This window comes from Streptomyces sp. NPDC028305, assembly GCF_055569495.1.
Genome location: NZ_JBVHTN010000004.1, coordinates 535,758 through 548,177 on the forward strand (window position 1 = coordinate 535,758; position 12,420 = coordinate 548,177).

The following is a 12,420-nucleotide window of genomic DNA, read 5'->3' on the forward strand; positions in this document are numbered from 1 at the left end:
CCTCGCATGACGACCTTCGCCCGCGGCTCGGCCACCCTCACCAGGGACGCCCTGGCCGTACTCCAGCCCGGCTTCGCCGGCACCACCGCCCCCGACTGGCTGCTGCGGCGGCTCGGCGAAGGGCTCGGCTCCGTCGGCATCTTCGGCCGCAACGTCGTCTCGTCCGAGCAGCTCGCCGCCCTCACCGCCCAGCTGCGGGCGGAGCGCGACGACGTCCTCGTCGCCATCGACGAGGAGGGCGGCGACGTCACCCGGATGGAGGTGCGCACCGGCTCCTCCTTCCCCGGCAACCTGGCGCTCGGCGCCGTCGACGACACCGCCCTCACCGAGGCCGTGGCCCGGGAGCTGGGCCGCCGGCTCGCCGAGTGCGGAGTGAACCTCGACTGGGCGCCGTCCGCCGACGTCAACTCCAACCCCGACAACCCGGTCATCGGCGTACGCGCCTTCGGCGCCGACCCGGGGCTCGTGGCCCGCCACACCGCCGCGTACGTCCGGGGCCTCCAGGGCGCCGGGGTCGCCGCCTGCACCAAACACTTCCCCGGGCACGGCGACACCGCCATCGACTCCCACCACGCCCTGCCGCGCATCGACGCCGATCTCGACACCCTGGCCGCCCGCGAACTGGTCCCTTTCCGGGCCGCCGTGGCCGCCGGCACCAAGGCCGTGATGAGCGCCCACATCCTGCTGCCCGCGCTCGACCCGACCCTCCCCGCCACTCTCAGCCCGGCCGCCCTGCACGGCCTGCTGCGCGCCCCCGCCACCGAGGGCGGCCTCGGCTTCGAGGGGCTCATCGTCACCGACGGCATGGAGATGCGGGCCATCTCCGCCGCCTACGGCATCGAGCGCGGCAGCGCGCTCGCCATCGCCGCGGGCGCCGACGCGATCTGCGTCGGCGGCGGGCTCTCCGACGAGGACACCGTGCTGCGGCTGCGCGACGCGCTGGTGGCCGCCGTACGGGCGGGGGAGCTGCCGGAGGAGCGGCTCGCCGACGCCGCGGCCCGGGTACGCGCCCTGGGCGACTGGGCGCGCCACGCCGGGGGGCCGGGTGCGGCGCAGGGGATCGCACCCGCCCCCGAGGCGGGGCTGCGCGCGGCCCGCCGGGCGCTGCGGATCACCCGCGGCGAGCGGCCCTACGAGCCGCCCGCCGGCCCGGTGTTCGTCGCCGCCTTCACCCCGGTGGCCAACATCGCCGTCGGCGACGAGACTCCCTGGGGCGTCGCCGCCGAACTGGCCCGGCTGCTCCCGGGCACCGGCACGGCCACCTACGGACGGCAGGACGTCGAGGCTGCTGAGGCTGCGGAGGCTGCTGAGGCTGCGGAGGGTGCGCCCGCATTGATCGCAAATGTACTCGGCGAGGCGGCGGATCGTAGGATCGTCGCAGTGGTACGCGATGTCCACCGCCACCCCTGGATGGCCGGTGCCCTGGACACCCTGCTCGCCGCCCGGCCGGACACGGTCGTCGTCGAGATGGGCGTGCCCCAGGCGCCGCCGACCGGGGCGCTGCACATCGCGACTCACGGCGCCGCCCGGGTCTGCGGGGTGGCCGCCGCGGAGGTCATCACCGGCGGCGTGGCCGGGCGATGACACCACCGCCCAGCCGGACCCGCACCGCGGGCCCGGCACAGCACAGCACACTGGAGGCACCCAGCATGTCCGCCACGACTCCGGCACAGCACAGCGACCAGCCGGGCCGGATCATGTCCGGGGAGATGGCCGAGCAGCCCGCGGTGCTGCGTCGGATCCTCGACGAGGGCGCGCCCCGTATCCGCGAGATCGCCGAGCGGATCGCCGCGCGCGACCCGCGCTTCGTACTCCTCACCGCGCGGGGCACGTCCGACAACGCGGCGCTGTACGCGAAGTATCTGCTCGAGGTCCTGCTGGGCAAGGCGTGCGGCCTCACCTCCATGTCCACCACCACCGCGTACGGGGCCGAGCAGGACCTGACCGATGTATTGGTGATCACGGTCAGCCAGTCCGGCGGCTCCCCGGACCTGGTCGCCTCCACCAAGGCCGCCCGCGAGGCCGGCGCGATCACCCTCGCGGTCACCAACAACCCCGACTCCCCGCTGGCCGCCGTCTCCGAGTTCCACATCGACGTGCTGGCCGGCCCGGAGAACGCGCTCCCCGCGACCAAGACCTACACAGCCGAACTGCTCGCCCTCTACCTCTTCGTCGAGGGCCTGCGGGGCGGCGACGGCGCGGCCGCCAAGGGCCTCCCCGAGCTGGCCCAGCAGATCCTGGACCGGGGGGACGAGGTGAAGCAGCTCGCCGGCCGCTACCGCTTCGCCGAGCGCATGGTGATCACCTCCCGTGGCTACGGCTACCCGACCGCGAAGGAGGCCGCGCTGAAGCTGATGGAGACCAGCTACATCCCCGCGCTGTCCTACTCCGGCGCCGACCTGCTGCACGGCCCGCTCGCCATGGTCGACAACATCTCCCCGGTGATCGCGATCGTCACCGAGGGCAAGGGCGGCCAGGCGCTTCAGCCGGTCCTGGAGCGGCTGCGCGGCCGCGGCGCGGACCTGGTCGTGATCGGCGCCCAGTCGGAGGTCGACCGCGCGTCGGCGGGCTTCGCCCTGCCCACGGAGGGGGTGGCCGAGGAGGTCCAGCCGATCCTGGAGATCCTGCCGCTCCAGCTGCTCGCGTACGAGGTGACCATCGCCCGAGGCCAGGACCCGGACGCCCCCCGCGCCCTCGCGAAGGTCACCGAGACCCGCTGAGTCACCGGATACGGGCCGCCACCCCCCACCGGCTCCCGCGCCTCCCTGCGAGGCGCGGGAGCCTCCCGTTTCGGGGCGGGGGCGCCCCTGGACTCTCGGGGTCTGGGGCGGAGCCCCAGTTGAGGGAAGGGGCGGGTAGGGGAAACGGCTCGCCGCAGGCGTCCAGACCCCCAGACCCCCCAAAACCACCCGCGGGCCGCGGCGCCAAAGCGGGACCCTCAACCCGCCCGGCACCGCAGCCCGGAGTTGCATCGGCCGCAGCGGGCCGACCTGAGGCGCCCGGAGCGGTCAGGGCAGAGCGCCCCGCGTGCCTCGATCCACCCTCCTGTGCGGGGAGAGTGGAAGATCGTAGTGGGGCCCATTCTGGACTAGACCAGTCTTGCCTGTCCACGGCTCTGCGCGGAAAGGCTGAATCCGCCGTCCGGGTAGGCTCACAGCGTGCCCTCCATGAACGACCTCGTACGCGAGCACACCGCACTCGGCGACTCCGACCTCGAGTGGCTCCACCTGCTGGTATCGGAGTGGCAGCTGCTCTCCGACCTGTCCTTCGCCGATCTCGTCCTGTGGGTCCCGACCCGCGACGGCACCCGCTATGTGTCGGTGGCGCAGATGCGCCCGAACACCGGCCCCACCTCCTACCAGGACGACATGGTCGGCCATCTCGCCCCGCGCGGCCGCCGCCCGATGCTCGACGCCGCTCTCGACGAGGGCCGGATCGTCCGGGAGGGCGACCCGGAGTGGCGGGAGGAGGTCCCGGTCCGGGTCGAGTCCATCCCGGTCCGCCGGGAGGGCCGGGTGCTCGGGGTGATCGCCCGTAACACCAATCTGCTGACCGTACGGACGCCCAGCCGGCTGGAGCTCACCTACCTCCAGAGCGCCTCCGACCTCGCTCAGATGATCGCCGCAGGATCGTTTCCCTTCCCCGAGCAGCAGGTCGACATGGACGCCTCGCCCCGCGCGGGCGACGGGCTGATCCGGCTCGACGCGGACGGCGTCGTCCAGTACGCCAGCCCCAACGCCCTGTCCGCCTACCACCGCCTCGGCCTGGCCGCCGACCTGGTCGGCCACCACCTCGGCCAGACCACCGCCGAACTCGCCCCGGTGCGCGGCCCGGTGGACGAGGCGCTGGTCAAGCTGGCCAGCGGCTGGGCGCCGCGCGAGTTCGAGGTGGAGGGCGACGAAGGCGTCATCCAGCTGCGGGCCATCCCGCTCAAGCCCAAGGGCGTCCACATCGGTTCGCTCGTCCTCCTCAGGGACGTCACCGAGCTGCGCCGCCGCGAGCGCGAGTTGATCACCAAGGACGCCACCATCCGGGAGATCCACCACCGGGTGAAGAACAACCTCCAGACCGTGGCCGCCCTGTTGCGCCTCCAGGCCCGCCGGATGGACTCCGACCAGGGGCGGGAGGCGCTCAACGAGGCGGTGCGCCGGGTCGGCTCGATCGCGATCGTGCACGAGACCCTGTCCCAGAACCTGGACGAGCGGGTCGAGTTCGACGAGATCGCCGACCGGGTGCTGGCCATGGTCGCCGAGATATCCCCGGGCAAGGTCACCGGCCATCGCACCGGCCGGTTCGGCATCCTGGACGCCGAGGTCGCCACCCCGCTGTCCATGGTGCTGACCGAGGTGCTCCAGAACGCGCTGGAGCACGGCTTCGGGCCGGGGGAGCTGGGCACGGTCGAGGTCTCGGCGGTGCGCGGCGGCACCGGCGCGGACGGGCGGCTGCTGGTCACCGTCGAGGACGACGGGCGCGGGCTGCCGGAGGGGTTCGACCCGCAGCGGGCGGGCAACCTGGGCCTTCAGATCGTACGGACGCTGGTGGAGGGGGAGCTGGGCGGGACGTTCGACATGGTGCCCGCGCCCGAGCGCGGCACCCGGGTGGTCCTGGACATCCCGGTGCGGGCCGAGAAGCACTGACCCGGCGCCGGGTCGCGCCGGGTCGCGCCGGGCGGAATTCCGGGTGAGACCTTCAGCACACGCTCACATTCTGAGCACAGCACTGAGCCGCACAGCACTGAGCCCCGGACCGTTTCCGGTCCGGGGCTCAAAGCTCACGTTGCTGTGCGCATCGGGGTTACTGCGCGCTGCGGCTCGGGGGCCACGGGGTGTGGGCGTCAGGCGCTGGCGTTGCGTGCCCGGTTGCGAGCGGCACGGCGCTTCATTGCGCGGCGCTCGTCCTCGCTGAGTCCACCCCAGACGCCGGAGTCCTGGCCGGACTCAAGCGCCCACTGCAGGCACTGCTCCATGACGGGGCAGCGGCGGCAGACGGCCTTGGCTTCCTCGATCTGCAGCAGCGCAGGACCGGTGTTGCCGATGGGGAAGAACAGCTCGGGGTCTTCCTCGCGGCAAACGGCGTTGTGACGCCAGTCCATGGCTGCTCCATCTCCTCGTGTTGCGGAAAAGTTGCTTGTGAATGTGAACGCTTTCACGAACCCCTCGACAAGGGTAGGGACATCAACCAGTTGGGGCTGGTGCGGTCCCATGGAATGAGGAGGGGGATTCGGACTCTCAAGGGGGCCTTCTGGAGGCCGTCCCGATCGCCAAGAAGAGACTCGCAAACCTCGGCGGCGGATACAACCCCTTCCGGAAAGTTTTTTTTGATTCCTTGGTGTCGGCTCTGTCACAGCCCTACTTCCGGGGGGTGGAAGCCAGGCTAAACGTTCGACTGGAAGGACTTTTTGCGGTCTCACTCACACAATCACACGCAGTGCACGGCGTACGCCTGTGAACGTCACGCTCGTACGCAGTCCCAGATGGTCACCGTCCATCTGAAACGGCAGTGGCGCCTGCGATTGCAAGGTGAAGTCCGTCAGGTCGTGCAGCGAGACCGCGTGCTTGCCGCGGGGCCCCCGTTCGGGGCTGGAAGTCAGCAGCTGGGTCACATAGCGGGTGGCCGCCGGCGTGGACAGTTTGGAGAGTCCGAGCACGTCAAGGGCGGTGTCGAAGGACGCGTCCGGTAGGGCGTAGATCGGGCGGTTGCCCAGATATGTCCACGGGACGGTGTTGCAGACTATGGACACCACGAGCCCCTCGACGGGGTCCTCGTCCGGGCGCTTGAGGGTGATGGTCCCCTCGCGGCGGTGCGGGTCGCCGAGGAACTGCCGTGCGACCTGGCGTATATAGAGCGCGTGTGTTGACCGCTTGCCGCGTTCGCGCTGTTGTTCGACGCGGCCGATCACGCCCGCGTCGAAGCCGAAGCCCGCGCAGAAGGTGAACCACCGGGCCGGCACCGACTCGTCCGCGGTGCCCGGCGTGCCCGCGGCGAGGCCGAGGCCCACGGTGCGCTCGGTGCCGTCCCGCAGCGCGTCCAGCAGGGCGCCGGTCGCCTCCACGACGTCATTGGGCAGACCGAGGGCGCGGGCGAAGACATTGGTGGAGCCGCCGGGCACGACGGCCAGGCGGGGCAGCGCGTCCGGGTCGGGGCCACTGTGCAGCAGCCCGTTGACCACCTCGTTGACCGTGCCGTCGCCCCCGAGGGCGACGACCAGCTCGTGTGTGCCCCCCTCCGCGGCCTGCCGGGCCAGGTCGCGGGCGTGCCCCCGGTACTCCGTGGTCGCGACGTCCAGCTTCAGGTCGCTGGCGAGCGCGTGGATCAGGACGTCGCGAGTGCGGGCACTGGTGGTGGTTGCTGCCGGGTTGACCACGATGAGTGCGCGCATGCGCAGCAGCCTACCCACTGATGATGAACCGCCCGCAATCCCGGGCCCGCCCCGGCCGGACCCGGGCGGCGGCTAGGCTGCCGGGGTGAGCAGTAAGAAGTCCGCCTCCGCCAAGAAGGCCAGGCCCGCGAAGACGGCGAAGCCGACGCCGAAGGCGACGACGGCCCCGAAGGCGACGACGGCCAAGGCGACCACGCAGGCCCCCGCCGACGCGGCCCCGTCCGGCCCCCGCCCGACGCGGCTGACCGCGGCCGCGGTGCTCGCCGCGGCCGAGGCCGCGGTGCTGGTCGGCCTGGGGGTGTATGTGCTGATCATGGGGGTGACCGGGGATCCGGACAGCCCGCAGCAGGCCGAGATGCTCGGGGTGACCGTGCTGGCGCTGGCCCTGCTGCCGCTGGCCGCCGCCCGCGGGCTGTGGCTGCGCCGGCGGTGGAGCCGCGGGCCCGCGATGATCACTCAGCTCATGGCGCTGCCCGTGGCCTGGACGCTGGTGCAGAACGGCGGCGGGCTGATCGCCGTCGGGGTGGCCACCGCCCTCGCGGCGTTTGCCGTGCTGGCGCTGCTGATCAACCCGACGGCGACGGAAGCGCTGGGCATCGGCCCGCGCGACGCCTGACCCCTCTCCCCGGCCCTCCGGCCGCCTTTACTCCTGTACTCCTGGCGGCCCGTTACTCCTCCACCAGCAACCGCTCCCGCAGCTGGGCGAGGGTGCGCGCCAGCAGCCGTGAGACATGCATCTGCGAGATGCCGACCTCCTGCGCGATCTGCGACTGGGTCATATTGCCGAAGAAGCGCAGCAGCAGGATCTTCTTCTCGCGCGGCGGCAGATCCTCCAGCAGCGGCTTGAGCGACTCGCGGTACTCGACGCCCTCCAGCGCCTCGTCCTCCGCGCCGAGTGTGTCCGCGACCGCCGGGGACTCGTCGTCCGTGTCCGGCACGTCCAGGGAGAGCGTGCTGTATGCGTTGGCCGACTCCAGGCCCTCCAGCACCTCTTCCTCGGAGATGCTCAGATGCTCGGCCAGCTCATGGACCGTGGGGGCGCGGCCGTGTCGCTGGGAGAGCTCGGCGGTGGCCGTGGTCAGCGAGAGCCGCAGCTCCTGAAGCCTGCGCGGCACCCGCACCGCCCAGCCCTTGTCGCGGAAGTGCCGCTTGATCTCGCCGACGACCGTGGGGGTCGCGTACGTCGAGAACTCGACACCGCGGTCCGGGTCGAACCGGTCCACGGACTTGATCAACCCGATGGTGGCGACCTGGGTGAGGTCGTCCAGCGGCTCGCCGCGGTTGCGGAAGCGCCGCGCCAGATGCTCCACCAGCGGCAGATGCATCCGCACGAGGGTGTTGCGCAGCTCGGCGCGCTCCTCGGAGCCCTCCGGGAGCCCGCGCAGCTCGACGAACATCGCCCGCGCTCCGCTGCGGTCATGCGGATCGGGCCGCTCGTGCCGCTCGTGCTGATGCTGATCCATGTGGTCCGCCCGCTCTGGTCGGTCTCCTGCCGCCTCCGGGTCCGCGGGATGCGGCTGGGCCGGCGGGTGCGGGATGGCCGGGGTACGCACTCCCCGCGATGATGCGGTGCTCACGGAGCCCCCCTTTCCTTCACGGCTGTCCGGGGCCGGCGCCGCGCTCCTTGTACAGGCTGATACTGACCGTGCGGTCCTCGGCCACGGTCGAGTCGACCTTGCCCGCGAGCGCGGAGAGCACTGTCCAGGCGAAGGTGTCGCGCTCGGGGGCGCGCCCGTCGGTGGTCGGAGCCGAGACGGTCACCTGAAGTGCGTCGTCGATCAGGCGGAAGACGCAGCTCAGCACACTGCCGGGCACGGCTTGCTGGAGCAGGATCGCGCACGCTTCGTCGACGGCGATGCGCAGATCCTCGATCTCGTCGAGGGTGAAGTCCAAGCGGGCTGCGAGGCCGGCCGTGGCCGTCCGCAGCACCGACAGGTAGGCACCCTCAGCGGGCAGCCGGACTTCTACGAAGTCCTGGGTCCCGGGCTCGCCTGCGATCTGGGACACCCTCACCTCCAAGGTGACACAAGCTGATTGAGCTGAGCTGATTGGAGCGCCGGTCGTGAGCCCTTATGGTGGAGGGGGAAACGGACCGGCGCGGCACGTGGTTCGGCTGCGACGCTATCGCGATCTGCGGCTCGGTGTCGCCCGGACGAAGCACGGCCCCCGTCATGGGTGAACGCCGACCCGAAGGTCCTCGATATCACTCATAGTAAGCACATGAGTACGCACAGTGGCTAGAGGTTTGCGGCCTCAATTCGAAAGAGATGTCGCCCCGTTGAAGGATCCGCAGGTGACATGGCTCCTTTCCCCTCCTCTCCCGCTGAAGGCGTCGCTGTTCGGATCATGTGATGAAGGCTAGCGGGCCACACCGTCCATGGGGCAGTCCTTAGAGGATCATGTGGTCCACGTAGCACCAGCGCCAGCTCTCGCCGGGCTCGAAACTGCGCATCACGGGGTGTCCGGTCTCCTTGAAGTGCTCGGTGGCGTGCTGGAACGGCGATGAGTCGCAGCAGCCGACGTGGCCGCAGGACAGACACAGCCGCAACTGCACCGGATGGCTTCCCACGGTCAGACACTCCGGGCAGGTGTCGTACCTCGGCTCCGGCTCGGGCACCGGCAGCTCGGGAACATGCGGACACTCGTTCATGATTGCCAGACTAAACCGACAAGACGAGCGGGACGGGCTGGCTGATGGACGTATTTCCCCTGTTGGTACTGGTCGCGGGCAGCGCGGCCGTGGCGGGCGCGGCCCGCCGCACACACGTGCCCGCGCCACTGCTGCTGGTCGCCGCCGGGCTCATCGCCTCGTATGTGCCCGGGGTGCCCGAGTACGCGCTCGACCCGCATGTCGTGCTGCCCCTCGTGCTGCCGCCCCTGCTGCACAAGGCTGCGTACGACAGCTCGTATCTGGACCTGCGCGCCAATATCCGCCCCGTCGCCCTGCTCTCCATCGGATATGTGCTCTTCGCGACCGTCGCGGTCGGCTGGATCACCTATCTGCTGGTACCGGGCCTGCCGCTGACCGCCGCGCTCGTCCTCGGCGCGGTCATCGCCCCGCCCGACGCGGTCGCGGCGACGGCCATCGCCCGGAAGGTCGGCCTGCCCTCCCGGCTGATCACCGTCCTCCAGGGCGAGTCCCTGGTCAACGACGCGACCGCCATCACCGCCTACAAGGTGGCGCTGGCCGCGGCGGTGGGCGCGGGGGCCACCTGGGCGGGCGGCCTCGAGGAATTCGCCCTCGCGGCCATCGGCGGCGTCGGCGTCGGGCTGATCCTGATGGTGCCGCTGCACTGGCTGCGCACCCGGCTGCGGGATCCGCTGCTCCAGAACACCCTCTCGCTGCTCATCCCCTTCGTCGCCTACGCGGCGGCCGAGCAGGTCCACGCCTCGGGCGTGCTGGCGGTCGTCGTGGTCGGCCTCTACCTCGGGCACCGGTCCTGGCAGGTGGACTTCGCCACCAGGCTCCAGGAGACCGCGGTGTGGAAGATGCTCGCCTTCATTCTGGAGTCCGTGGTGTTCGCGCTGATCGGGCTCCAGCTGCCGGTCGTGCTGCGGGGCCTGGGCGAGTACGGCCCCTTCGAGGCCGGCTGGTACGCGGCCCTGCTCTTCCTCGTGGTCGTGTGCGTGCGCTTCGCCTGGGTCTTCCCCGCGACCTTCCTGCCCCGCGCGCTCTCCCGGCGGATCCGTGAGCGGGAGCCGGAGACCGACTGGACCGCTCCGGTCGTCATCGGCTGGGCCGGGATGCGCGGCGTGGTCTCGCTGGCCATCGCCTTCTCCATCCCGGTCACCGTGCACGGTGGACTCCCCTTCCCCGCCCGTAACCTCGTCCTCTTCCTGACCTTCACGACCGTCATCGGCACCCTCGTCATCCAAGGGCTCACCCTGCCCGCGCTGATCCGCGTGCTCCCGCTGCCCGGTCGCGACCCCCAGGCCCAGACCCTGGCGGAGGCCCAGGCCCAGAACGACGCGTCGCGGGCCGCCGAGCGCCGCCTCGACGAGCTCCTCGCCGACGAGCGCAACGCCCTGCCCCAGCCGCTCGCCGACCGGCTGCGCACGGTGCTGGAGCGGCGCCGCAACGCGGTGTGGGAGCGGCTCGGGGCGGTGAACGAGGTGACGGGGGAGTCGGCCGACGACACGTACCGCAGGCTCGCCAGCGAGGTGATCGGCGCCGAGCGCGCGGTGTTCGTGGAGCTCCGCGACGCCCGGCGGATCGACGACGAGATGCTGCGGACCCTGCTGCGCAGGCTGGACCTGGAGGAGGCGGCGGCCTACCGCGAGGAGAACGAGGACTAGCCGGTGCCCGGACTCGGGCCAGTCCGCGGGGTCACTTCAGGCGGTCGCGGATGCGGGCGCGCATCGCGTCCATGGTGAAGCCGCGCGGGTCCGTCTTGCCCGGCTGCCATTCGAGATGGCCGATCACCGAGCGCTCGGTCCAGCCGTGATGACGGCAGATCGCCGCCGCGGCCCGCTCGATCGCCGCCAGTTGTTCCTCCGGCCAGGGATCCTTTCCGTCCCCGAGGTTTTCGCACTCGAAGCCGTAGAAGCAGCGATTGCCGTCGGTGTTCGCCTCGTTGTCCGGGGGCAGGGCCTTCTCGGCGATCACGGCGCGCAGCACCTCGTCGTCGCCGAGCCCCGCGTGGTTGGCGCGGCCGTAGCCCACCAGGTGTACGGCGCCATCCTTGGCGATCACGCCGTGGCACAGCGGGCCGGGCAGCGAGTCGAAGCCGTCCCGGCAGATCCGCACGGTGAGGTCGGTGCCGGAGGTGACCGTGTGGTGGATCATCACGCCGTGCACCTCGCCCCAGGGCCCCTTGTGGTTTCTGTTGTGGTGGCGCCAGTCGCCGACCTGCACCACACGCAGGCCCTCGCGCTCCAGAGCCGACAAAAAGTCCCCTGCGGACATGGGTGAGGCCATGGCCGCCTCCGTTCGCGTCGTGCGGGGCCGCCCCTCGCGGCCCGACTGTCACCCCGTGCATACCCATGAAAACGCTCGGTGACGAGTCCTGGTGCAAGCGATGTGAAGCACTCCGGTTATCGTGCGTTCCGAGCCGCTCGACGACGCGCAGGAGAACCACGGAACCATGGACTACCAGGGACTTCTCGACGAGGTCGCGGCCCACGTCGCACCGCAGCTCGGCCAGGGCGAGGTGGCCCAGTACATCCCCGCGCTGGCCTCGGTGGACCCGCGCCGGTTCGGCATCGCCGTCGCGGACGTGGACGGCACGGTGACCGGGGTCGGCGACTGGGAGGTCCCGTTCTCGGTGCAGAGCATCTCCAAGGCGTTCAGCCTCGCGCTCGTCCTCGAACAGGACGGCGAGCGGATCTGGCGGCGGGTCGGCCGGGAGCCCTCCGGCAACCCCTTCAACTCCCTGGTGCAGCTCGAGTACGAGAACGGCATCCCGCGCAATCCGTTCATCAACGCCGGCGCCCTGGTCGTCACCGACCGGCTCCAGACCCTGACCGGCGACGCCAGCACCACCATGCTGGAGTTCCTGCGCGCCGAGAGCGGCAACCCCGGCCTCGCCTTCGACCAGTCCGTCGCCGCCTCCGAGTCCGAGCACGGCGACCGCAACGCCGCCCTCGCATACTTCATGGCCAGCTACGGCAATCTCGACAACCCGGTCCCCACGGTCCTCGAGCACTACTTCTGGCAGTGCTCGATCGAGATGAGTTGCCGCGACCTTGCCCTGGCCGGCGGCTTCCTGGCCCGGCACGGGCTGCGCGCGGACGGCTCCCGGCTGCTGTCGCCGCGCCAGGCGAAGCGGATCAACGCGGTCATGCTCACCTGCGGCACGTACGACGCGGCGGGCGACTTCGCCTACCGCGTCGGCCTGCCCGGCAAGAGCGGCGTCGGCGGCGGCATCGTCGCGGTGATACCGGGCCGCTGCACGCTGTGCGTCTGGAGCCCCGGGCTCGACGCCCGCGGCAACTCGGTGGCCGGGACGGCGGCGCTGGACCACTTCACGACGCTGACCGGCTGGTCGGTGTTCTAGCCGGTGTCCTGGCCGGTGTTTCGGGGGTGCGGACCCCGGTGGCGT

12 protein-coding genes are annotated in these 12,420 nt (G+C 71.4%); 6 read left to right on the forward strand and 6 right to left on the reverse strand.

Going from position 1 to position 12,420, the window contains the following annotated elements:
• The first annotated feature begins 6 nt into the window (after nt 1–6).
• From ACZ4WQ_RS18700 to ACZ4WQ_RS18710, 3 genes are all read left to right on the forward strand, one after another.
• Nucleotides 7–1,584 carry a glycoside hydrolase family 3 protein gene (locus ACZ4WQ_RS18700; protein WP_398371263.1) on the forward strand — a complete coding sequence of 526 codons (1,578 nt, stop codon included), beginning with the start codon at nt 7–9 and terminating at the stop codon, nt 1,582–1,584.
• A 65-nt stretch (nt 1,585–1,649) separates the two neighbouring features.
• The gene (locus tag ACZ4WQ_RS18705) at nt 1,650–2,720 is read left to right on the forward strand and encodes an SIS domain-containing protein (protein ID WP_311729803.1); all 1,071 of its coding nucleotides are present in this window, start codon (nt 1,650–1,652) and stop codon (nt 2,718–2,720) included.
• 447 nt (nt 2,721–3,167) lie between these two features.
• Nucleotides 3,168–4,637, forward strand: coding sequence for a sensor histidine kinase (locus ACZ4WQ_RS18710; RefSeq protein ID WP_311729860.1), 1,470 nt, complete (start codon nt 3,168–3,170; stop codon nt 4,635–4,637).
• A gap of 197 nt (nt 4,638–4,834) precedes the next feature.
• Here the strand turns inward: ACZ4WQ_RS18710 and ACZ4WQ_RS18715 are convergent, their stop codons facing one another.
• Nucleotides 4,835–5,092: a WhiB family transcriptional regulator gene (locus ACZ4WQ_RS18715; RefSeq protein WP_003953983.1), complete on the reverse strand. Its 258-nt coding sequence runs from the start codon at nt 5,090–5,092 to the stop codon at nt 4,835–4,837.
• 318 nt (nt 5,093–5,410) lie between these two features.
• Nucleotides 5,411–6,379, reverse strand: a complete 969-nt coding sequence (locus tag ACZ4WQ_RS18720) for a diacylglycerol/lipid kinase family protein (RefSeq protein WP_311729804.1) — start codon at nt 6,377–6,379, stop codon at nt 5,411–5,413.
• A gap of 85 nt (nt 6,380–6,464) precedes the next feature.
• Between ACZ4WQ_RS18720 and ACZ4WQ_RS18725 the strand changes: the two genes are divergently transcribed.
• Nucleotides 6,465–6,995 (forward strand): hypothetical protein, encoded by a 531-nt coding sequence (locus ACZ4WQ_RS18725; RefSeq protein WP_311729805.1) that lies wholly within the window; start codon nt 6,465–6,467, stop codon nt 6,993–6,995.
• Between the two features lie 52 nt (nt 6,996–7,047).
• On the opposite strand, the gene ACZ4WQ_RS18730 is transcribed toward ACZ4WQ_RS18725, so the two are convergent.
• The 3 genes from ACZ4WQ_RS18730 to ACZ4WQ_RS18740 all read right to left on the reverse strand — a co-directional run bounded on the left by ACZ4WQ_RS18730 (nt 7,048) and on the right by ACZ4WQ_RS18740 (nt 9,029).
• Entirely contained in the window at nt 7,048–7,932 is an 885-nt protein-coding gene (locus ACZ4WQ_RS18730; RefSeq protein ID WP_385343410.1) for an RNA polymerase sigma factor SigF, read from the reverse strand.
• 40 nt (nt 7,933–7,972) lie between these two features.
• Complete coding sequence (locus ACZ4WQ_RS18735; protein ID WP_089511125.1) at nt 7,973–8,386, reverse strand: ATP-binding protein; 414 nt, start codon at nt 8,384–8,386, stop codon at nt 7,973–7,975.
• A 382-nt stretch (nt 8,387–8,768) separates the two neighbouring features.
• The gene (locus tag ACZ4WQ_RS18740) at nt 8,769–9,029 is read right to left on the reverse strand and encodes a UBP-type zinc finger domain-containing protein (protein WP_358845885.1); all 261 of its coding nucleotides are present in this window, start codon (nt 9,027–9,029) and stop codon (nt 8,769–8,771) included.
• Between the two features lie 44 nt (nt 9,030–9,073).
• On the opposite strand from ACZ4WQ_RS18740, the gene ACZ4WQ_RS18745 reads away from it, so the two are divergent.
• Nucleotides 9,074–10,675, forward strand: coding sequence for a Na+/H+ antiporter (locus tag ACZ4WQ_RS18745; protein ID WP_398371267.1), 1,602 nt, complete (start codon nt 9,074–9,076; stop codon nt 10,673–10,675).
• A 31-nt stretch (nt 10,676–10,706) separates the two neighbouring features.
• On the opposite strand, the gene ACZ4WQ_RS18750 is transcribed toward ACZ4WQ_RS18745, so the two are convergent.
• Nucleotides 10,707–11,297: an N-acetylmuramoyl-L-alanine amidase gene (locus ACZ4WQ_RS18750; RefSeq protein ID WP_311729808.1), complete on the reverse strand. Its 591-nt coding sequence runs from the start codon at nt 11,295–11,297 to the stop codon at nt 10,707–10,709.
• Nucleotides 11,298–11,463: 166 nt separating this feature from the next.
• Here ACZ4WQ_RS18750 and ACZ4WQ_RS18755 point away from each other — a divergent pair, with 166 nt between their 5' ends.
• On the forward strand, nt 11,464–12,375 hold the full coding sequence (locus ACZ4WQ_RS18755; RefSeq protein ID WP_358845938.1) for a glutaminase: 912 nt from the start codon (nt 11,464–11,466) through the stop codon (nt 12,373–12,375).
• The last annotated feature ends 45 nt before the right edge of the window (nt 12,376–12,420 follow it).

Excerpts from the sequence above, each read along its gene's own strand:
- ACZ4WQ_RS18700 (WP_398371263.1), top strand. The coding sequence starts at position 7 with ATGACGACCTTCGCCCGCGGCTCGGCCACCCTCACCAGGGACGCCCTG.
- ACZ4WQ_RS18750 (WP_311729808.1), bottom strand. The coding sequence starts at position 11,297 with ATGGCCTCACCCATGTCCGCAGGGGACTTTTTGTCGGCTCTGGAGCGC.
- ACZ4WQ_RS18755 (WP_358845938.1), top strand. The coding sequence starts at position 11,464 with ATGGACTACCAGGGACTTCTCGACGAGGTCGCGGCCCACGTCGCACCG.
- ACZ4WQ_RS18740 (WP_358845885.1), bottom strand. The coding sequence starts at position 9,029 with ATGAACGAGTGTCCGCATGTTCCCGAGCTGCCGGTGCCCGAGCCGGAG.
- ACZ4WQ_RS18745 (WP_398371267.1), top strand. The coding sequence starts at position 9,074 with ATGGACGTATTTCCCCTGTTGGTACTGGTCGCGGGCAGCGCGGCCGTG.
- ACZ4WQ_RS18715 (WP_003953983.1), bottom strand. The coding sequence starts at position 5,092 with ATGGACTGGCGTCACAACGCCGTTTGCCGCGAGGAAGACCCCGAGCTG.
- ACZ4WQ_RS18710 (WP_311729860.1), top strand. The coding sequence starts at position 3,168 with ATGAACGACCTCGTACGCGAGCACACCGCACTCGGCGACTCCGACCTC.
- ACZ4WQ_RS18720 (WP_311729804.1), bottom strand. The coding sequence starts at position 6,379 with ATGCGCGCACTCATCGTGGTCAACCCGGCAGCAACCACCACCAGTGCC.
- ACZ4WQ_RS18705 (WP_311729803.1), top strand. The coding sequence starts at position 1,650 with ATGTCCGCCACGACTCCGGCACAGCACAGCGACCAGCCGGGCCGGATC.